15 protein-coding genes are annotated in these 21,931 nt (G+C 44.1%); 1 reads left to right on the top strand and 14 read right to left on the bottom strand.

From position 1 onward, the window contains the following. Positions 1-6 precede the first annotated feature (6 nt). Both GJR95_RS13685 and GJR95_RS13680 read right to left on the bottom strand, forming a co-directional pair. Positions 7-3,801, bottom strand: a complete 3,795-nt coding sequence (locus GJR95_RS13685) for an ATP-binding protein (RefSeq protein ID WP_162386398.1) — start codon at positions 3,799-3,801, stop codon at positions 7-9. 25 nt (positions 3,802-3,826) lie between these two features. After that, the gene (locus tag GJR95_RS13680; protein WP_162386397.1) at positions 3,827-6,676 is read right to left on the bottom strand and encodes a HEAT repeat domain-containing protein; all 2,850 of its coding nucleotides are present in this window, start codon (positions 6,674-6,676) and stop codon (positions 3,827-3,829) included. A gap of 204 nt (positions 6,677-6,880) precedes the next feature. Between GJR95_RS13680 and GJR95_RS13675 the strand changes: the two genes are divergently transcribed. Further along, the gene (locus GJR95_RS13675; RefSeq protein WP_162386396.1) at positions 6,881-7,651 is read left to right on the top strand and encodes a hypothetical protein; all 771 of its coding nucleotides are present in this window, start codon (positions 6,881-6,883) and stop codon (positions 7,649-7,651) included. Here GJR95_RS13675 and GJR95_RS13670 read toward each other — a convergent pair. The 12 genes from GJR95_RS13670 to GJR95_RS13615 all read right to left on the bottom strand — a co-directional run bounded on the left by GJR95_RS13670 (position 7,584) and on the right by GJR95_RS13615 (position 21,904). After that, positions 7,584-10,277 (bottom strand): TonB-dependent receptor plug domain-containing protein, encoded by a 2,694-nt coding sequence (locus GJR95_RS13670; protein ID WP_162386395.1) that lies wholly within the window; start codon positions 10,275-10,277, stop codon positions 7,584-7,586. The genes GJR95_RS13675 and GJR95_RS13670 overlap by 68 nt on opposite strands. Before the next feature lie 12 nt (positions 10,278-10,289). Continuing rightward, entirely contained in the window at positions 10,290-13,439 is a 3,150-nt protein-coding gene (locus GJR95_RS13665; RefSeq protein WP_162386394.1) for a WD40 repeat domain-containing protein, read from the bottom strand. Positions 13,440-13,465: 26 nt separating this feature from the next. Then, a complete protein-coding gene (locus GJR95_RS13660) occupies positions 13,466-13,891 on the bottom strand; it encodes an ATP-binding protein (RefSeq protein ID WP_162386393.1) in 426 nt (141 codons plus the stop codon). Between the two features lie 262 nt (positions 13,892-14,153). Next, entirely contained in the window at positions 14,154-14,468 is a 315-nt protein-coding gene (locus GJR95_RS13655; RefSeq protein WP_162386392.1) for an STAS domain-containing protein, read from the bottom strand. A gap of 124 nt (positions 14,469-14,592) precedes the next feature. Then, positions 14,593-16,710 carry a glycogen debranching protein GlgX gene (gene glgX, locus GJR95_RS13650; RefSeq protein ID WP_162386391.1) on the bottom strand — a complete coding sequence of 706 codons (2,118 nt, stop codon included), beginning with the start codon at positions 16,708-16,710 and terminating at the stop codon, positions 14,593-14,595. Positions 16,711-16,712: 2 nt separating this feature from the next. Further along, on the bottom strand, positions 16,713-17,051 hold the full coding sequence (locus GJR95_RS13645; protein ID WP_162386390.1) for an STAS domain-containing protein: 339 nt from the start codon (positions 17,049-17,051) through the stop codon (positions 16,713-16,715). Between the two features lie 108 nt (positions 17,052-17,159). Continuing rightward, entirely contained in the window at positions 17,160-19,055 is a 1,896-nt protein-coding gene (locus GJR95_RS13640; RefSeq protein ID WP_162386389.1) for an AGE family epimerase/isomerase, read from the bottom strand. 53 nt (positions 19,056-19,108) lie between these two features. After that, positions 19,109-19,531, bottom strand: a complete 423-nt coding sequence (locus tag GJR95_RS13635) for a VOC family protein (protein WP_162386388.1) — start codon at positions 19,529-19,531, stop codon at positions 19,109-19,111. Between the two features lie 92 nt (positions 19,532-19,623). Then, positions 19,624-20,193 carry a DJ-1/PfpI family protein gene (locus GJR95_RS13630; protein WP_162386387.1) on the bottom strand — a complete coding sequence of 190 codons (570 nt, stop codon included), beginning with the start codon at positions 20,191-20,193 and terminating at the stop codon, positions 19,624-19,626. 96 nt (positions 20,194-20,289) lie between these two features. Then, positions 20,290-20,715 carry a hypothetical protein gene (locus GJR95_RS13625; RefSeq protein ID WP_162386386.1) on the bottom strand — a complete coding sequence of 142 codons (426 nt, stop codon included), beginning with the start codon at positions 20,713-20,715 and terminating at the stop codon, positions 20,290-20,292. Between the two features lie 113 nt (positions 20,716-20,828). Further along, on the bottom strand, positions 20,829-21,221 hold the full coding sequence (locus GJR95_RS13620; protein ID WP_162386385.1) for a nuclear transport factor 2 family protein: 393 nt from the start codon (positions 21,219-21,221) through the stop codon (positions 20,829-20,831). Between the two features lie 17 nt (positions 21,222-21,238). Further along, positions 21,239-21,904 (bottom strand): hypothetical protein, encoded by a 666-nt coding sequence (locus GJR95_RS13615; RefSeq protein WP_162386384.1) that lies wholly within the window; start codon positions 21,902-21,904, stop codon positions 21,239-21,241. Between the last annotated feature and the right edge of the window lie 27 nt (positions 21,905-21,931).

Here is a 21,931-nt window from a genome sequence, read left to right as displayed (position 1 = left end):
TAAAAATCATAAGGTTTTAATTGTAGGTAGTGTCACCAAAAGCTCCGTGAATTCCCCCTCCCTGGATCTAATTTCAACTTTGCCTTTATGCGTTTCAATGATGTCTTTGACCATAAACAAGCCCAAACCAGTACCTTTTGAGGTTGGCTTTGTGGTAAAGAATGGACTGAATATTTTTTCGATTTCCTGTTGAGGAATCCCCTTGCCATTGTCACGAAACCGTACTAAGACCTGATCTTTAACCGTTTTTGTCTCGATAAGCACCTCAGGTGTGAAGCCGGTTGCGTGCTTACTCTTTTCAAAAAGTGTATAACAGGCGTTGCTGACCAGGTTTTGCACGACCTGCCCAAATTCATAGGGTAAAAGCTTCGTTCGGATTGGATTACGTTCCAGGTTTAACGTTAGATTAACGGCAAAATCTTTGTAATTAACTTTAGATTCCTGCAAAGCCGTTCGTGCTTTACTTTCAATAAAACTATTGAGGTCTGTCTCCAGAAAATCTTTGGATTTTTCCCGCAATAATTTCTGCATATCTTTTAAGATACGCGTTGTACTATTACTATGTTCCTGAATTTTTTCCTGGTTGTTTTTCAGCATCGTTAACTCTACAACCAGATCATCACATGTGTCAGCAGGAAGGAGGCCTTTCTGTTTTTCAAGAATCTCAATTATTTCATCAATTAAATCATCGGATGATTGAGAGAAATTATTGACATAATTTAGTGGATTTAAAATACGGTCAACAATTCCTTTGGTCAATTGCCCAACCGAAGCTAATTTCTCCTGGCGAATAAGTTCACCCTGTGTGTTTTTAAGATCGTTGAGCGTATTTTCAAGGTTTTCGAGCAGCCGGGTCTTAATGTAGGCCGCAATTAAATGCTCTTTCAGGTTACGCAACATGCTTATATCACGCTGATCGAACGCATATGATCTGGATATGTTTTCAAGCAGAATGAATGCCTCAATTACACCCTCATTTTTTATCGTTATTGTTAATAATGATTTAGGTGTGTTTAGGTTATCGATTGGGTTATTTAGTGGGGTGAACTGAAAATTATTCTTGTAGAAAATATCTTCGTATACTTCCTCTGATTGCGCCAGGTATCGTTCTTTTGCTTGTGCTAATGTTAACTCAATCGATTCAAAGGCGCTTAAATCCTGAATGCCGCGTAAAGCCTTAAATTTGAATGTATCGGACGTTTTATCGTAAGTCAGAAAACTACCGTTATCCATGTTACGAATAACACTAAATTTGGCGAGAATTGTCTGGAATAAATTAGAAAAATCAACCTCGGCGTTTATGGACTGGACAATTAAATCAATTTTTTCTAACTGGTCATTTTTTGCAGCCAGCTCTTCAGACTGATGCTCTAGTTCTAACTTTTGATCGACAATCTCTTCCGTCCGTTCCTTAATTAAACTTTCGAGCTGTTGCCGCTCTCTATTTGATTTTTCCAAACGCCACCGTATCAGGCTAATAAGTAAAAATCCTCCCAGAAATATATAGAAAATAATAGCCCACCAGCGCTCATAAAGAGGTGTTTTTACGGTGAATGTAAAGGATGAATCTGTGCTTTCAAGGCCATATATATTTTTTGCCTTTACATAAAATGTATAGCTCCCTGGCGACAAATTTGTATATTCTTTAGTAGACTGAATTGTCCAGTCAGACCAATCGCTATCAAAACCACTTAAATAATACTGAAACTGTAGTTTATCATTTGGCGCATAGCTAGCCGCCGAGAAGTCGAATTTTAAGTCGTTTATCTGGGAGTTAAATACTACATCCCCATCCGGATCCAATGATTTATCGACCAGGCTCCCGCTTACGCTAAATCCATTAAATAATACACTATCGCCACTGGTAATTTTACGGATAAAAGCCTGATAGGGGCCTGTATTTTTTTCTTTAAAAGCTAAATTGAATCGAATAAGCTCTTCTGAGCCACCAAACCATACGATGCGATTTGTATCTGTGTGAATAGCACGAATAGATACGTCGGAAAGTGGTAAAAAGCGGATGGTATCTTTCTTAAATAAAGTACCTGTCCGTTTATAGTAAGCAATATTTTTGTCGTCACCTCTCGTTACCCAATAGTTGTTATAACCATCTTTGGCAATTAAGCCATACCAATTTTTGTTGCTGAAGTTGGTTTTAGTATTTTTTTCATTCAGAAAAGGCGAAGGGAGGAATGCATTAACTGGTTGATTGTACTGAAAAACTCCTTTTGCATTATATAATATAATTCCCTGATCTGATTGTAAAATATGGTTGCCAACTCTGGTTAATTCGCCATTAGGTGAGGTATAAAGATAGTTATTAGTTTCTCCACTTGTAGGCGAATAACGGAAGATACCTCTTGAAATACTTTCCATCCAGATATCACCAGCATCGTCGCAAACAATAGTAGTGATATTATCATCATATTTTTCAAGCTGTTGGTAGGAAGTTGTATTGCTGGTAAAGGTTATGAGCGCTAACCCATCTCTATTTCCAACGTATACTTTGTTTGCATTTCTTTTATCCTGTACAAGACAAAAACTGTATTCTTTATTTACACGTTGCGGAACAGATACTAAAGAGCTTAAAAGATATACCCCATTGCTACTGGCTACTAATAGATTTCCGTTTACCTGTAGCAGGCCCCAACAACCTATATTAATCCCATTTATAGGTATGAACCTGGAGTTTTCCAGATAAAATAACCCTTTGTTAGTCGCTAAACATAATTTTCCTTTATAGCGAATAATGCCATTGATGCTCCCAAAATTATTAGTCGAAGCCAAAAACTGCGATATAGGCGAATTAATGCTTAATTGAGCTAGCCCGTTATCAAGAGCCAGCCATAAATTTGAATCTTTATCTTTAAAAATAGAATTGACCCGACTATTTTCTATTTTTTCTTTATTATTGCTTAATCTGTTTATTGACCCATCATAATTCATTAATAATAATCCTTTTTTTGCCGACCATACGGCTATTGTATTTTTGTTATAGGGGTAAACACTAGTTACAGCGCCGTTAGTTAATAAAGTAGTAGAAGCACAATTGAATAGGCTAACAGAGTTTCCCGAAAGCTTGTAAATTCCACTCTCCTGAGTAAATAATAAATTAGTTGTTGAGTTTAGGGGTATGATATCAACAATGTCTTTTAATCCAGTGCTTATTTGCCCAGTAAATTTTAGCGATAATTTATCCATAAAGACAATAGTATTGTTTTTTTGAACTAATACTATTTTATCGTCTAGAGAATAGACTGATTGAGTTTGTTCGCTAAGTGATGTTGACTTTATTTTGTTGTTTTTTAAGATGAATATCTTTTTGTTGGAAATAAAATAGATTTGATTTTCATATTCAGTAATCCTGCTTATTTCTCCGATTGCTGAAGTGATTGCGTTACTAAGCGATTTGAAAAGTAATTTTCCGGATTTATCAGGATATAAATAACCAAATTCGTCACGGGCACCAACAAACATAGTGCCTGAACGGCTATAGTAAAGCGAAGATACCTTTGTTTGGGTTGTTGTTACAATTGTGCGCCAGTTTACGCCATCGTATTCCAGAATTCCGCCGAAATTGCCAAAATACATGACCCCTCGTTTATCCTGAGCTATGGCGAAATTTTCATCATGATTTTTGTACTCATCTGCAGAAAATAATTTGATAAATAGCGCTCCGTTTTCACTAACAGTTTCATGTGATTGAGCCAGTACCAGATTCGACAATACAGTCAATAGGAAACTAACCAACAGGTAGGTTGATGATAGAGAGTAGGATGCTATTTTTCCGATTCTATTCATAAATGCTATACTTAGCTTCAGGTTTTTAGGCTGTTGTTACTAAGCGTTGATCAGCAGGTTTTTCGACCGTTAAGGGATACTCTGTTACATAGAGGCTACTGTTACCAATAGCGCGTATAGACTTTACCGAATCTGGAAGTGATTGACAATCAAAAGTCGCTAAAATCGTCTCAGTGTAGTCTTCATTAGTTATTTGTATTGACCCTTCTATGACAATAAAGCCTGTAATCGTGCTAGCTTGAGAATCCCAAAAAGCAGGCTCTACTAATTGATCGTCCTGCAATGAAACGACTGTAAGCGAGCCGCTTATAGTTTGCAGGTAATCTAGATTCCAGTTCCTTGTTACCCTGGAGAAAACCAATGCTTCAGCTTTGCTAATGACTAGGTCATATTTGTCGTTATAGGATTGGACCTTCGCGCAAAGAGCAGCATATTTGCGATCATCTTTGGCTTTAAAATAGCTTGACAGTTCAATAAATCGCACCGGATTTAGTTTCAATAATCCAAAAAATGCTGTTTCTGCAAGCACAATACTTTCAGCAGTAGTATTGGCCGCCAGAGCATTTATTGCTTTTTCGTCAGTATAGTTTAGAAGCTGCTTTAGGGCAAGCGCCTTTGTCCAAATACTCAGATTGTCTTTATTTATTATTGATAATAGCCGTTGCTCAGGTGATAAGTTCTGTTGTGGATATCGGTCCTGGTATTTTAGTAAAATTTCATAATCGGATATATTTTCAAAGAGTGTTAATACTCTCATTTTAACTTCTTCTAATTCAATTAAGAAACTGACCAAATCTGCTAAATAACTCTTTGCTTTAGATTCGGGATTGAACATCAATTCTACTATTTTCTCGAACTTTTTGTCGCCACGCAATAGCGATAATATTTTCAATATTTTTAACATAACGCTTTTGCGTTCCTTACTTAAGGCTTTAACCAATGTGTTGCATGCTTCTGACTTTTTTAGATCAATTTCAGCGGAAACAATCCATAAATAGGTATCTACTTTTAAATCAAGTTGCGCAATAAGCTGAGATTCTTCACTCGTATTTACAATATATCCTATTTCAATGAGCGACTCAGTAGCTTTATCGACCACCTCATTTGATTGATGTACTAATTTTGACCGCAGGAAGCGAGATGCTTTTGGACCACCAATTATTTTTGCGGTGTCAATTAAACTGATCAATACGTCTATATTGTTATTGTTTTTATTGACATAGCTAGTGAAATAATCTATTGCCGATTCACCAAGCTTGTGCAAACTAGTTTGCGTTGCCAGCTTAAGTTCAGGCTGGAGAATACACGGTAATAAATAGGGGACAATTTCTGGACGATTCATTTGTGATGCGGCCGTAATAGCTGCAAGGCGTACGCTAATGTCTTTGTCCTCCAGTAGTTTTATAAGGTATTTGAATGAAGAATACCGACCTGAACTAGTTAATAAACAGGCAGATTGTTTTCTTTCTTCGCTATTTGTTGATTCAGATAAACCGATAATAGCATCAAACTCTAGATTGACCTTATTAATTAGCTCTTGGCCTTCTGAAACTGGTGTTGCGATTTTTGATAAATTATTTTTAGGTAATTCTGTCAGCGAAAGGATATTTAATAAAGTAGATTTATATTCTTTCTGCATCATGAAGGCAAGAACTGCCCATATTATCAGAAAAACCAACAAAAAAGAATAAACGTAAATTGTATTTGATAAATTGAATTTTAATAAAATAATCAGCGAAAGGCCTGCAATAACGTAGCCTAATGGTTTTGCATAAGTTTCGACCTGATTTTGTAGTTTTATGCTTTCTTTGCCAGGAATTGGTTGATATAATAGTTGATACGATGTATCACTGAATGACCGACGGACAGACGTAATTAAAAAGCGACTGATTAGGATAAGGAAAAATACCTTTACGTTAATAGTCGTCATGAAAAACAATAAAATTGTAACTATTATTAATGAAACTGGCATCAGTATCAATCCTGACATGATTCCATAAGTGGCTGTGACGAAGCGGAATAGAACTCCTTTTACTAAAAACTCAATTATGGAGCAGATGAATAAAAACTGCCCTAAAAATATTGCGAGTTGCTCTTTGTCTGGAAAGTAAGCTTTGCTATCTACTGAAAAACTGAACTCAATAATGTAAAGACAAGCCAGTGGTATTAGTCCTAATAAATACATCAATACTGAATATTTTTTACTGACAGAACTTATTGTAGCATCGGTTGCTGTCCGCGCACTTCTTTTGAATGATAGCCTTTCTCTATTTTTAGTTGTGATTCTACTAATGAAAAATAAAGAGCAGGCAATGAATGTGAGTGCTATGTAGAGTAGTTCTTCAACCTGAACTATTTTTTCACTTATTAATGTTTTTACAAGAAAGTTTGCAGCTATTGAAGCTAAAACTTCTCCTGTGCCAATCAAACTATATAATCGTTTTGCCTGACCTAAATCAAAGACTCTGGAGGCCGATACCCAAAAAGTGAAACTAAAAACGAATAGATTAGCTCTAATCCAAAGGTAAAGTAAGAAAATTATCCATTTATTTTCAGTAATTTCATAACAAAGCAGAAGTATTACTAACGACAGAGTAAGAGATAAAACGAGGCCAATCGCTAGTGACGAAAATTTAATATACTTCTGAATGAATGAATTACTTTTGGCAATGATAAAAAGAAAAAGCCCGCCAGCTATGTAGGCAACTGGTAGCATCGCTCCATCGAACTTTGTTAGAAATAATGTTGTCGCAGCGGTATAATATATATATAATCCCAGGCTAATGCAAAAAGAGTAACCAAACAGGAGCAAAACCATTGGTTTTTCTTCCTGCCTGATAGTTAAAAAATTTGCTATAGCGTCACTTCTTGTCATTTCAAATTAATTTGCACTCTTTTTACTATTTTTACCGGTTGTCTGCTCTACTGTAAAGTTATATAATTTTGAACATAATTTCTACAAGTAATTTCATGACTGCCTGTTCTATACATGACTTTTTTTAACTTTTAATTTAGATATTTATTCAATAAATTAGTATTTTTGTTTAGTGCCATTTTTTTTGTTTTGCTTTTTTAACCTATGGATAATTTCTTATTAACTTATGATGTGCTTGAAGATGATGCCTTCAAGGAAGATAAATATTTTAAAAATCGACTTGTTCTTTTGGTTGGTCAAAGTTATATGAATCCAGCTGATCTTATCGAACGTGTTTATTCGGTAAATGACATTGCTTTTGTTGCTAAAATAGGTACTGAAATTGTTGGCATTCTGCTTTTTAATTATCGAAATCGTTGTACGGTTGTTTTAGAAAATCAACGTTTTTCTGCTATTTATAACGGTTATGCCGTTACGGACCTTCGTTATCGAAACCAGCGAATTATTCAGAAACTTATTGCGTTCGCTACTGCCGAATTTAATCGCCGGATTGAGCAAACAAATACGCAGCTTTTACTCTATGCCATTACATCAAATCCTTATGCATTACGAGCTTACCGAAATGTTTGCGAATACATGGAGCCTTTCTCGGATGGCTCTTTTTCAGTACAGGGGTCTCAACTAGTTACCCGACTTAAAAAAGAGTTAGGCATTACCGTTTTTGAAGATGCTCACCCGTTTAAGTTTACGACTTCCCTACCGCAGCGTTATAGTGATTTCGAACAGGTAAATCTTGATAAAGCTCCTGAAGCTGAAAAGCTTTTCCTGCAACGGCTTGGTGTAATTGAAACAATGGGTGATCGTGTCATTTTTTTCTGGGGCCCTCAGGATCTGCTTTCAACTAGTTCTACAAGGAAATCATCAGGCGAACCGTACCATTTATTCCCTTTTGGGGCATCCGATAGGACTGACTAGTTCCGTTGGCTGAGCGAGTTCCGGGGTCAAAATACTCTAGGTTAAGAAGGTTGTTGCCAATGAGCTGAATCTGAGCCACTCTATTTAGCTGGTAAGTGACTGCTCCATTCACAAGTATATAAGCCGGGAATACACCGCCGGGTTGCAACGTGTTCGTCGGCACCGATGTACCCGGCCCTACCGGCCTGTCGCCAACATAATTTACTCTCAGATTGCCGTTTAGCCGATTCTTGAGAAATCGACCATTGATGCCAGCATTAAAATGATGCCTGGCAATATCGCCGATAGTAAGTGATGTTCGCTGCGTTTCATTTTTTTTCAGAGTATCTTCCCGTGTTCCGTTGGTGTATGTATAATTAGCATATACCTTAAAGCGACTGCTTAACTGCAAGTCGGCTGTTGCCTGTACGCCAAACACATTGGCCTTGCCCGTATTTTGCTTTTGCTGGGTTCGACCTGTGCCAAAGCTGACAGAACTTTCCTCGACAATGTCAGAAAAGGCTGAATAATAGGCAGTTGCGCCTATCTGTGTTCGGCTGCTCTGTGCATACGTAACGGCAAGCTCAAAATTGTCGATACGGTCGGGTTGAAGCGTTGGGTTCGATAGTAAACGAGTCGAACTGATGGCGTACCGGTCACGGCTGGACGCATCCTGAAATGCTTTTGCATAGATGGCTTTGAAAGCCAGCCGGCCAGGAGTAAAGATCAAGGCAATTCTTGGGTTGAATTCGGATCCATAACCGCCTGTTTTACGAATTTGGGCGTAATCGTATCGACCACCGAGCGTCATCGTAAAGAGGCTATTAACGGCATAAGTGCCCTGAAAAAAAGCGCCTAAGTTGAAGAATTCAAATAGATTACCACCTGCCGTATTGTCCAGCGTGCTTCTGCCATAATCTTTAGCACTTGTATCAATAGGGGTGGTCAATGTCTTGCTTATTGTGATTGTCTTGTAATCACCCTGAATACTACTGCTACGAAACTCAAGTCCACCAACCAGATCCAGCCGGTCATTGGGCGTAGCCAGCAGGCGCAACTCGTTTCTGAACTGGTTTGAATGTTGATAGAAATACTGTGTTTCCCAGTAAGGTACCGTATTTTGACTTAAGTTATAAGCCAATCGAACGCTGGAAGGGTCGCTTGCAATTGGAGCATTGGCCGTCCTGGAGAGCGCAGTCAGCCCCAGATTACTATAATTACGCAATGTAACGGAGCGCGATTGATCACCAACTTCTGCCACTCTATATTGGATTGTATTGATGATAGACAGTTTATCTTTGATGATTTCGTTGTTATAAACCGCAAAAACCAGACTTTGCATTGGCCGCCAGATATTGCCATTTTTTGACCCAGCCCGCGAATTGTCGTTGGCAGAATTGAGCGTTCCTTCACTCAGATTCCAGGTCTGAAAACCAAGAGTAATATCATTGAAGGCAAGTTTTGCTTTCAGATAATAGGCCTTCAATTCATTTGAATAAGCAACTGGATTACCATTCGGCGTTTGCTGTAATGCCTGCTTATCGAGATTCTGGGCAGCGGTGATGCCAGCAGCCGTCAGCAAAACTGAATCGCCAACTGTTGTAAAATAAGGGCCTCCAATTCCATATTTTTGGGCGTTACTGGCCCCCTTGAAACTCAGTGACTTCCTGTAGTTTACCTTGTTATAATCATCCGGATTGAAGTCATATTCCTGGTATTTTGACAAATCGGCCAGGTTCGAAAAATAGCCCCTGCCTGTAACACTGACCGACATGTTTCCCAGGCGACTTGCCGCCGTAACATCGGCGTAGCGTGTGTTGTAGGAGCCATACCCTAAATCGGCGATTACAGCCGCTTTCTTGTTCCCTAATAGCTCCTTTGGTGTTTTGGTAATGACATTGACAACCCCCAGAAAGGCATTTGCTCCGTAAATTGTGGAAGCTGGCCCATACACAATTTCAACCCGCTTTACATTCGAAATTGGGATTTGGGTAGACCAGTAAACGATGTTGCTCCATAGGTCATTCTCTTCAATACCGTCAATCATAAACAGCGTTCGTTCTGTATTATCGGAGCGGTATCCGCGCTGGTAGATGTTGGAATACGTCAGACCGTAAGTCCGGGATACATCGAAACCGGGTAAATCACTGAATAGAATTTCCAGATCCGTATAGCCACGCTGACGAATATCTTCATCGCTGATGACCATAACGGTGGCCGGAGCCTTATAGAGATCTTCAGGTTTTTTAGAGACCGATGTGACCCGAATAACCTGTGTTTGCGTCTGCTTGATCACATTGACCATGTTAACAAAGCGATAGGGCAGCAGCAAGTCGGCCTCCGGTTCATAGCCCGGATTGTAGACCAGCATTTGGGCAATGGCCTCATTTGCCTGCTGAGTCGAGTCGAGAGCCAGATACGTCAATGAAAGCAGCTTATACGCCAGTATCTTTTGCTTTGTGTCAAATCCATTGTTCAGACAGGGTATGAGCAACTCAAAGACCTCGTTGAAATTGGCCCGGTCATAATTATCCTGCGCGTCTTTGATTTTATAATCGCCACATCCACCTTGGGCAATAGCCGGCGTTACTGAAGCAATAACGCCCAGAAACACAGCTAAAAACGCCAGGTAAATCATTGGTTTCATATTATTATTCAGCTAGTTTGTGTTGAGTAAGATCCCTGGTTGTGCCAGGTAGCCAGCCATTAGTTTATTCCATTCCTGATCAGATAAGTTACCTTTGGCGGCTTTGAGGACATTCGTATAGAGCATCTTTGTATTGATGCTCATCGATCGAATTGTCTGATCGGCCCCGTAATAGAACAGCCGGTTGCCATCCGTACTAAGGGTAATATTCATAATCCAGGTCCGGTAATCGCTGATCATGATTGGGGCCTGCCGAATGTCGGCATGAGTCCAGATGCGAACCGACCCATCCAGACTACTCGTCAGAATGTATTCGCCATTGGGCGAAATAAGCGCACCGGTTACACTGGCAACATGAGCGCCTGGCAGGAACGATACCAGACCACTAATTCGGTTATTGCTAAAATTCCAGAGAAGCACCTCGCCCGATAAACTACCCGTGACCAGTGATTTGCCATCTGAACTAAATGCAAGGGCAGATACGCGATTTCCTCTGAGTTCGGGTCGACTCGTAACCACGGGTGCTTTGGTTCTGTCGGCCAGATTGATGGCTACCAGCCGTCCGTTGTCAGATCCACAAACCAGATGAGTGCCATCGGGAGATAATTGGGCCGCGTAGAGTTTATAGCCTGTCGAGATATGCGCCAGCGAGTCGAGCCCTTTGTCGGTAATTTTCCAGATTCTGACATTCCCCGATGTGCTCACCGAAACCAGTTGTGAGCCATCTTTGTAGGGTAATAAGTCAAAAATTGGCGAGGGTGTAGTCGAATAATAGATTCCTTTTTTCGGCTGGGCGATATCCCAGACATGGATCCGACCGTCGGTATTCCCAGCAAATAACTGTTTACCATCGCCAGAAAAGGCCACTGACCGAAATCCACCCGTCGATCGGCGGGTGGGTGTAAAAACGGTAACAGCCTGATTGTTGTCCAGTTGCCAGACCCGAACCGTGCCATCGTCGCTCGATGAGGCAATGAAGTTTCCGCCGGGTTTTATCGCCACCGCTCTGACATTGTCGCGGTGTCCCTCAAAAATAGCCTTTTTATCACCCGCTTTCGATAGGGCAGAAAAAATAGCGGGCGAATTGGGCTGCCCGCCACTGGCGATATTGAGTTGATACGCGACTACCGATAACAGTTTGGGTAGTGAATCTTTGTTTTTTTCGGGAAGCTGAAGTGACTTGATGGCAATGGATTGGGCAATGGCCAGCATACTCAGCCGACTCGCTTCTTTCGCATTTTGTTTCTCCCGCTCGCTGGTCTTTTCGGCCAGCACTTTCAAACTATCCGAAATTATACTGGCGGCTTTGGCTCGTTTTTCGGCAGCCGAGGCAATACCCGTTGCAATATCGGCCAGGGTTTTCTGCTGAACGGCAATGCCCCGTTCTTTGTCGGCCCTGATCTGCTGACTGATCGCAAGTTTTTGTTGTTCCTGGGCGTATTGTCGCTGCGATTCGGCGATTTTCTGCTGTTCTTCAGTTAATAAGCGTTGCTGCTCGGCAATTTCCTGCAACTGCTTGGCAATTTTGCTCTGTGAAACCGCTTCTTTAGTCTGGTTCTCGGCGTTTTGCTGCTCTCGACGGGCATTTTGCGCATTGCTTTCAGCGTCTTTTCGTGCCTGTTTGGCTTCGCCCGCCAGTAGGGTAAAATAAATAGCCGTTATGATGGCAAGAACGGCTAATGTGATGCCAGTAACGGCCAGTATCCGCGTTCGGCGGATGTCTTGTTTCTGGCGTTTTTCCCGGCTTTGAACTTCAAACTCATACTGGTCTTTGCTATATTCCAGGTAGGTTATGGCTCGCTCAAAGAAGATGTCATAGCGTTGAGCCCAGGCTAATGTTGGCTTATTTTCTTTCTGCCACTTGAGCGCAATATGGAGTTCAGGAGGAACCAGCAAACCTGTTTTTCCTTCCTGATACTGTGCCGATGATTTGGCAATTTCTTTGTAGAGTTTGGCCGATTCAGTTTCTTCCTGACTCCAGACCAGCAGACGCTCCCACAGTTGAACGATCCGGCCCCGTGAAATGCTGATAATCGTATCCTGGCCAACCGATGTACCGGCAAAAGGCATCAGAAAAGACGCTTCGCGCGCCCGAAAACGATCTACTATGTCGAAAATTAAATACTCCGGCAAGCCGGTTACTGCTTTTATATTATTGATACTGAGTGAATTAATTACACTTCTGTCGTCGATTCCCAGTGTAATTAACGACTTAAAAATTTTTTCAGCAGCCTGCCTGCTTTTATCCGATGACAGGCTGGCGTACAATTCTTCGGCGTGGATCGAAATGGCATTGGCCATTGTGCCGATGGCTTCGTAATGCCCAATATCAATTGCCTCATCGGGTGTGGCCGTTTCTTTCCAGCATTTCCAGATGCGCATCAGTGCATGTTGCAAAACGGGCAACTGATGCGCATTCTGGCCTGTGTCGAGAAGCAGTCTTTCGGTTAGAGATGGTGTAATCTGGGCACCTAATGTTTCTATGGGTTTAGTGATTACTTCCTGAATTTCGGCCTTATTCATTTTGGGCAGCAGATACGACCCTGTGTTGATGGCCTCAGTAAGCCCTTCGTAGAGTGTACAATAATCCAGAAAGTCAGAACGCATGGTCAACACGATAAAGATTGGATTATCGCGCTGTTGGATGGCCACCAAAAGCAGCTGAATAAAAAGGGTGACGTCGTCTTGTTGGGTAGCTGCCTCTGAGTCGTCAAGTCGATACCGGAAAATTTCCTCAAACTGGTCAATAAACAGCAGAGTAGATTGTTTTTGCTGGTTAGGAAGAAGCCTGGTTAACGTATCCGGATCGTGACGAAGCAGGTGGTCGATATCCAGATTGCTGATATCGATTTTCTGATCAGTAAAATATTGCTGAAGTGCCGCAGTAAGACTTTGAAATGGATTGCCACCCAGGGTTAGGGTGATAACCGACCAATTTGTGCTTTCGCGTTGTAGGGCAGGAATCAGACCAGCTTTAATAAGTGATGATTTGCCACTCCCTGAATTGCCGACAATGGCTAACAGGGGAGCCGTATGCAACATCGTCCTGAGTTCGCGGATGTGTTGATCACGGCCAAAAAACAAGTAGGAGTCTTCGTGGTCGAAACTCCTTAACCCAGGGAAAGGATTTGTATAGTCGATTTTATTGTAAATCTCTACCATCTCTGATTTCCAAAGTCGCTACTTGTTTAGTTGTCGCCGGTTTTTACGATAAAAATATTGCGGTTTCGATTGTCGGCCAGTTCATACTTGAATTCATCAACTGCGTTGATCGTCAGGTGTATACCCATCCCTCCAATGGGCCGCTCTTCGAGAGGCTTATTGAAAAATTCTTCATTGGGTAACTCCCGTTTCAGCGGATCGAACGGTGGGGCATCATCTTCGAGAATGACCGTAAGTTTGCCGTCAGAATTCTCGGTTAATACATCTACCGGTCCTTCATTACCCGTTTCTTCGTAGCCATGAACGATGATATTGGTAGCAATCTCATCGATGGCCAGGATGAGATTATAAGCGGCTTTCTTGGACAATCCGGCCCGCTGGGATTCTTCTTTTACTATCTGCCGGATACCCTCAAGCGAATCGAGGGTACCCGGAAACGTTATACGTTCCATCGGTATAGGATTGAAAAGTGATATACGCCCGGACAGGGGCAGTGGGAGTTCATTCGCTTAACTGTGGCTTGTCTGAAGGGAGTTTTATAGCCTTCCGTTGACCGTGGACAGTGTCAGTTACTGAATAGATCACTGATTACTCACTGTAAACGGCCAATGGAAGACTATTCACCCAACTATTTATGCAGATCTGTACCAACCTTTAACCGGGCCACAGTCAGGCGAATACGCTCCCACCGGGCCGAACCGTTCGGGTTCGACCTTAGAGGTACTGATCCACGATGTTGACGCTGTGTTGAAGGCCGGTTTTTTCCAGCGTTTCAATAACCGACTCCTGAGGCTTCACGATATAGATCGCCAGGCCGGAACCCATTTTTTGCTTGGCAAAAATCAGTACCCGTAAACCGGCTGAAGAGATGAACGTGAGGTTCTCAACAAAGAGTACCAGCTCATCCGGCGACTCTGCCGCCATCTTCTCAATCTCTTTCTGGAACTCTCTTGCCGAAAGCGAATCAATTTCGCCCGTCAGTGTAATCTTGGCAATTTTTTTAGCTTCTGCGAGTATTGTAAAACTCATGATAATGCTTGATTTAAGGTGAAAAAGATGCGTTTTAGGATGTATGATATACGATGTATTATGCAGTAAAGCATCTGTTCTGGTACCTGCCTTTTACACCAACTATCGTATACCACAAATCTGTCTACTTGCCGATCAGGATAACTACGCTACGGCTACCAACCAGAAAATCAGACTGATTGGCCAGTAATGATTCCTGTCCGTTTTCGTAGATGTCGACTGGAGATGGCATATCGGTATTGGCGAATAGATACCATTTTTTTTCGGGGGGCAGCGCAGGCAGCTCGAAATGAAGCCCTCCCCAGTACATATTCATGGCAACGTACACCATATCGTCTTTCACAATACCCTGCTTGGCATGATCACCACAGAGCAGGAAGGCAAAGGACCGACTTGATGCCGACCGATCGCAGTTCCAGGCTTTGGTTCCGTGGAAGCTGATGTCCGGATAGCCACTGCCAACGTAGTCCCAGTACTGAAAATGAGTTGGGCTTCGCAACACGGGGTGTACGCGCCGGAAATTGATCATGCCCCGGGCAAAATTGTACAGATCGGCGTTTGTTTCTTGCTGCGTCCAATCGAACCAGTTGAGGTCATTGTCCTGGCAATAGGTATTATTATTGCCTTTCTGGGTCCGGCCCACTTCGTCGCCCATCAACACCATCGGTACGCCCTGGCTTACCAGCAGAATAGCGAGCGCATTTTTAACTTGCTTGTGACGCAGGAAGTTAATGGCCGGGTCACTGGTTTCACCTTCCCAGCCACAGTTCCAGGAGTTATTGTCATTCGCTCCGTCATTATTGTTCTCGCCGTTCGCTTCGTTGTGTTTTTCGTTATACGCAAACATGTCGTACAGCGAAAAACCATCGTGGCAGGTAATGAAGTTGATACTGGCCGTTGGACCGCGCAGACTGTATAAATCCGGCGAACCCATAACCCGCTGAATCATGCCACCAACCTCACCGGGGTCGCTCTTCAGAAACTTGCGGACGCTATCACGGTATTTACCGTTCCATTCGGCCCAGCGGCCGTAGGCTGGGAAGGAGCCAACCTGATACAGGCCACCCGCATCCCAGGCTTCGGCAATCAGTTTACACTTGGCCAGAATAGGGTCAAAAGCCAGCGACTCCAGCAGGGGTGGATTACTCAGCGGCCGACCATCCTGAGCACGCCCAAGAATGGCGGCCAGGTCGAAGCGGAAACCATCGATGTGGTATTCCGATGCCCAGTAACGCAGGCAATCGAGCACCATGTTACGAACCACCGGATTATTACAATTCAACGTATTACCGGTGCCGGAGAAGTTGAAATAATAGCCTTCCGGCGTCAGCATGTAATAGGTCTTGTTGTCGATTCCCCGAAACGAAATCGTTGGGCCCCGATGATCGCCTTCGGCAGTGTGGTTGAAAACCACATCGAGCATGACCTCGATGCCGCTTTTGTGCAGTTCCTTAATGAGCGTTTTTACCTCATCGACCTGCATCCCAAACTTACCCGTAGCGGCATACCCAGCTTTGGGGGCGAAAAAGTTAACGGTGCTATAGCCCCAGTAATTAACCAGAACTTCGCCCGTTGTGGGGCTTTCGCGACTATTTTCCCACTCATCGAACTCGTAGATGGGTAGTAGCTCGACGCAATTGATACCCAGCTCTTTCAGGTAGGCCACCTTGGAGCGGATGGCGCTGAATGTGCCCGGATTTTTAACCCCCGACGATTCGTGTTTCGTAAAACCCCGAACGTGCATTTCATAGATCACCAGATCTTCGATGGGTGTTTCGAGCGGGTGATCGTGCTCCCAGTCAAAGTCTTCGAAAGCCAGCCGTGAGCGATACTGGTACACATTGTCCCAATTGGGTTTGTTCAGCCAGGTATCTCGTCCACCAATAACTTTTGCATAAGGATCACTCAGAATGAGCGACTTATTGAAGCGTAGACCGGCGGCTGGATTATAAGGCCCATCCATCCGATAACCGTATTCGAGCCGTTCGTAATTGAGCTCAAAAACGATCATGGAATACACATTCCCGATCCGAAATTCATCGGGGAACGGAATTTCGGCGAATGGTTCGGCTTCGCCCCGCTCAAAAAGCACGAGCGTACACGAAGTCGAAGCGCTGGAGTAAATGCTGAAATTGACACCATTAGCCACCATTGTTGCTCCGAATGGTAGTGTATGGCCGCGCCGAAACTTGATGCCCTCATGCTCGTGGGTTGGGTAATAATCAATCCGATTATCGGTCATGGTTACGAGGCTTTAAGGGTTTTGATGCCTTCGTCGAGCGTATCGACCGTGATAAAGAAGGATAGAAACCCGGTGTTGGCCATGATGTCCTGAATTTCTTCGGATGTGCCCACCAGCACCACTTTGCCGCTTTGGGTTTTTACCTGTCGGTAAATCATCAGTAGTACCCGTAAACCGGCACTGGATAAAAACTCGACATTGGTCAGGTCGATGATGACTTCTTTTTGTCCCTGAATAGCCGCGATAGCTGTCCGTTCGAATTCGGGTGCTGTTTTGCTGTCGATACTACCAGATGCTTCGATGACGGTGATGGCCTCAACCGTACTTGACGTTACGTTCATGCCTGTTTGTGTTTAGTTGGTCAGTGACTTGGTCAGTTGGTCAGCCAGGAAGGGTCAATCGGTAAACTTGATTTTTACCGATTGACCAACTCACCAACCGACCGACTGTTAAACCGGTGTAATCAAAACCTTTACACGCACCTGTTCGCTGGAGTCTGGCAGTTTTACGGTCAGTTCTTCGGCGTTGAAGTTTGTGTAGGGTTCATCGTTAATAAAACATTCACTGATGTAGATGCTTCCTTTAGGCAGAATGTCCGGCGATACATACAGGATGTTATCCTTAAATGAATCTGGATACGGCTTGAAGTAGAAATACGTTGGTTGTTTGGTAATCAGCAGGTTGGTGTATACCGTTGAGAGGTAGCACAACTCGGTGCTGTGATAGGCGCTCATCGAGTGGCTACCTTTGAAACGTTCGTTACCCAACAAATAAGGCATCCCGTTGGAGAAAACGTTGAAATAAACGCCACCATCGTCGGTATCCAGGAAGAAGGCATTATAGAAGGCAGCCGCTTCGCGAGCTTGCTTTTCGTATTCTTTATCGTCCAGAATCCCGTACAGGATCATATAGGCCAGAATCGCCTGCTCCTGCTGCCACCACGCTTTGCGGTCATGCCAGACAAACTGATGGCGCTTTGTGTTTGGCTTCACCTGACGTTCGACAACATCGTACCAGCCACCCCGCTGCTGATCAGAACCCGCTTTGGGCATGAGTTCGGCAATCTTCTTGGCAAAGTCGAGGTATTCCTGCTTCGGTGTGAGCGACTGCATACGCATCAGGTTCCAGGCAATTTTGAGGTTGTGACCTACTACCGCCCGGTTTTGCTGCCAGCCCCAGGTCTGGTCTTTGCTCCAGTCTTCCATGAACTTCTCCTGAACAAACGGACTGTTTTCGTAGTCAGGGAAATACTTGGTGATCGTATCGAAGGTATACTCCAGGAAGTCGGCGTATTTCTTTTCGCCAGTAGCCAGGTATAAATTAATCAGATAGGCAGGAGCGTGGTCACCAACGGAATTCCAGTTCTTACGGGCGCGGTTGTGAGCCAGCGACTCATCGCGAGGATCGAGTCCGATTGGGTCGATGTGGGAGAAATAGCCTTCCTGCTCTTTGTCTTTGTAATACATCTCAAAGAGGTCAATTGTCTTTTCGATGTCGAACAAAATGTTTTTATCGCCAGTGATGCGGAAGGTTTGCGTTGGTCCGGCAAGCGCATAAATCTGCTCATACATCGGAATCGAGTAGTAATCGTCGCCGAATTCTGAGGTAAGCAGTTTTGTTTCTTTTGCGCCATCTAGTTTCAGGCCGTGATACCAGTAAATGAGGTCGGCATCCTGATCGAAGAAACGCATGTGTTCGCGCAGATACTCGGTTCCTTTTTCGGCACCTTCCAGAAACGAATCGTTACCGGTTAGCATGTAAGCCGAAGCAAATCCGTAAATCATGCGGGAGATGGTGTCGGTTTCCTGCAGATAATCTCCTTTTTTGGCTCCGGCCAGGTGCAGCATTGTCCGATAGCGGCTGTAGTCAATTGGCTCCTCGGGGTAGTTGAATTGCCATTTGAGGTAGCTTGTTGCTATGGAGCTGATCTGGTGAATCCACCAATCCTGGCTTTCATGCCGATACTCCATTGGGTGATGACCCGGAAAGATCAGCCACTGCACTTCAAATACGGGTTCGCCTTCGTCAACACCCGGATAGAAGGTACCATAGGCATGAACGAACTGGCCTTTCTGAGAAAGCATCTCGAACATGACTCCCGTAGCGTCCTGATACGGCTCATCCAGGTTGCGCACTGACCGGGCGTAGGTAGACGCAATCAGATACAGCTTGAATTGACGACCATCAGACGTTTCCAGAATAAAGGCCTTTTCGGTCGGAATAAATTCGACGACATAGCCCGAAATTGTATCCGAAAACGTGAAGTCGATCCGCATGTTGGCAGTTCGCGTAGCGGAGGATTGCCCATCGGCACCCGGAGAAATGTTTGTGATGTCAGTTTCCATAAATGCTTGATTGGAGGTTTGAGGTTGAAAAAATCATACTGGCTGGAGTGCCACTAGTCTGTCTGATCGGTATAGCCCTGGCTGATTTCAACGATATTGCCATCTGGATCTTTGAGCCAGACGGTTTTCCAGCCGGGTATAAAGTCACTGAAATCCAGTGGCCCCAGGGTAATCTCGGCCGCGCTTCCCATGGCTTTCACGGTGGCGTCGACGTCGGAAACCTGAAAGGCAAGGTGCCGGATACCCACATAATGCGGCCCGTCGTTCGTTGCTACAGGCACGCCCGGATTCTCGGCATCGGCCCGGAACAACTCCAGATAAACGGATTGATCGTTTTTCAGGAAAACGATCTCATTATCACCACCCAGTGGAATTACCCGTCCCCGGCGAAATCCAAAATGTTCACTATAAAACTGTTCGGTTTGGGCCGGATCTGCGCAGGACAGCGCGATGTGTGAAAAAACCATGTCTGCCATAGATTAATTGGTACAATGGAAAGTCGGCGAATCGAGGTAAGTGGCAAATGGCCAGTCAGTACCTGAATTGGCTTCGTGTGCCATGTACATAGTTAAGGTGTGGATAGAAGCTCAATGATTTTTTTTGCGAACAGATGGGCGTGTCCACCCGACCGACCCGTTACCAGATCACCATCGACCACAACGTCTTCGTTGGTATAGATGGCCCCGTATGCTTTGGCGTCGCCAATGAGGTTGTTATGGCAAACCAATGGCCGCCCTTTTATCAGCTCAGTAGCAGGAGCTGTCAGCCAAAGACCATGACAGATAATTCCTTTGAGGATCGATTTCTCGGCGAAGGCCCGTTTCAGAAACTCCGTTGCGGGCGGAATTTTTTCAACGTCTTCGGTGTAGCGAAGCCGGTCTGACACCATGCCCGAAGGCACAATGATGGCTGAATAACTCCGCAATTCCTCGTCGCTCATGTTCTCGAAACTCTCCCAGCAATCCATCGGTGCTCTGTATTCGTGCCCGTGGAAGGTGATGCGTTCATTCCCCCACAGCCGCGTCAGGAAGTGCAGGTCAGCACCTTCTTCGGGGAAGCGGAACTTGTAGTAGAAGATTTCATTTTCGAAGTAGTCGCTTTCCAGAAGAACTCCGATTTTCTTGCCGCTCAGTTTCATGAGTTTTTGGTTTAGTATTTTTCGGGATGATTTACGGGTTTAGGTATTCGCGTGACAGCTTCGGCGCACCGGTCAACCAACTACCGTAAATCAGCTTTATAGAGTGGCCGACCCTTCGCGGGGTACGAAATCATCAACTACATACTTGGTGAGGATGGGCGAACCGTCTGGGCCAGCTTTTAAGCTCCACGTCTGATAGGCGTCGGCATTAATGCGCTTGCTGCTTGCATCGGGTGCGCTCCAGACGCTTGCTTCCCACTGTACGACAACATCCACGGTAGCCGTATCGCCCTGAATATCAGCCTCCGCCTTCGTTACGGTATGCACTTCATCGAAGAATGTACGAATAACACGCTGGTACCAGCTTTCAAAACCGGCATAGCCATAAACGGTTACCTCAGGGAATACACATTCCAGTTCAGCATCTGCCAGCAAAGGCAGCACTTCTACCATCGGTGCGTGAACGTCTAATTTTTTGTACCAGTCGGCAACAAACGCCTGTATAGATTCTTGAGTCAACATTGTGTTTTTCGTTAAGTAGTTTTTGGTTTACAGTTTTAAGCATTCGGTTTTAGAGATTCGGGATTCTTCAGGAGGCCCTGTAAATACCGAATCCCTAAAACCGAATACCAGATCTACGCCAGCGAACCGTCGGGGTGTTGTACCATTCCCGCAAAGTGAATTGCGATCTGGCCGTCGCGAAGAACCCAACTGTCGGCAAAGCGCATGTTGGCATCGCCATCTTTGGTTTTCATCGTGATCTGCTCCGTAATCATCAGCGTTTGCGGATCTTCGGTTTCTGCCCAGAAAATAATGTCAGTTTCCAGACCATCGATGCCCAGAATGCCCTGCATATGCTCACGAATCTGCTCGCGACCCTTATAAATGATCGGCTTCTTGCTGAAGCTGCTGATGAGCAGCGCGTCGTCGGTGTACTGGTCTAGCAGAGCCTCAATGTTTTTGTCGAGAATATGCTGAATATGCTCCCGGTACATCTGGCCCAGCGGGCTGTCGGGTACGTTTGTCATGACAAAAAAGTGAACAGTTAAGTCGTTAATTGTTTAGGGGCGGATTCGTTAACAAGCCGTTTTTCTAAATTCCGGAGTCGGTTAACTGACCAGAAAGCAATAACAGCCATTGTTACTAATACCAGCCCAATACGGAGGCTCTGATTAGGAGCCGTATCCCATTTCGTAGCAATCAGCAGGTAATAGGCGAGCCCTAAGGCATAGTATATCCCGCTGATTATGACATGGCTTAGCATATCTGACGAATGCCCGGTCCGGCTCGTATTCTTAATGATTACGGGCCACAGATACCAGATCGCCATGACCAAATGCCAGGTGGCCAAACCCCAGACAAATACCTGAAAATGGGAAGGTGATTCGGCTAGAAAAGACCACATCAACAAGGGGAACAAGGCAGAGAACCGCGCCGTATCGAATAAAAAACGGTTGAAAGAACCCTGATACGGTACGCGCTCAATGAGCACACTAAATCCTAACCAGGCGGTCACGATGAAGAGCAGCGTTGTTAAAAACGAAACGAGTACCAGCACGTCGTTCCAGACAGTGATGTCAAACGTTGGCGATGTGTTCCAGTGAAACCGGTCGTTCAGCAAACGAAAGCCAGTTACCAGAGTCAGCGAAAAAAACAACGTGATCAGGTTCGGTAGCCGTACTAGTACCTTCGATAAGGCGGTGGGTTCCATGATGATGGGGTTAGTGAAGCGTGAATT

The organism is Spirosoma endbachense, assembly GCF_010233585.1.
Taxonomy (GTDB): Bacteria; Bacteroidota; Bacteroidia; order Cytophagales; family Spirosomataceae; genus Spirosoma; species Spirosoma endbachense.
The sequence above is the reverse complement of the archived record's forward strand: the minus strand, read 5'-3'. Positions and strand labels throughout refer to the sequence as shown.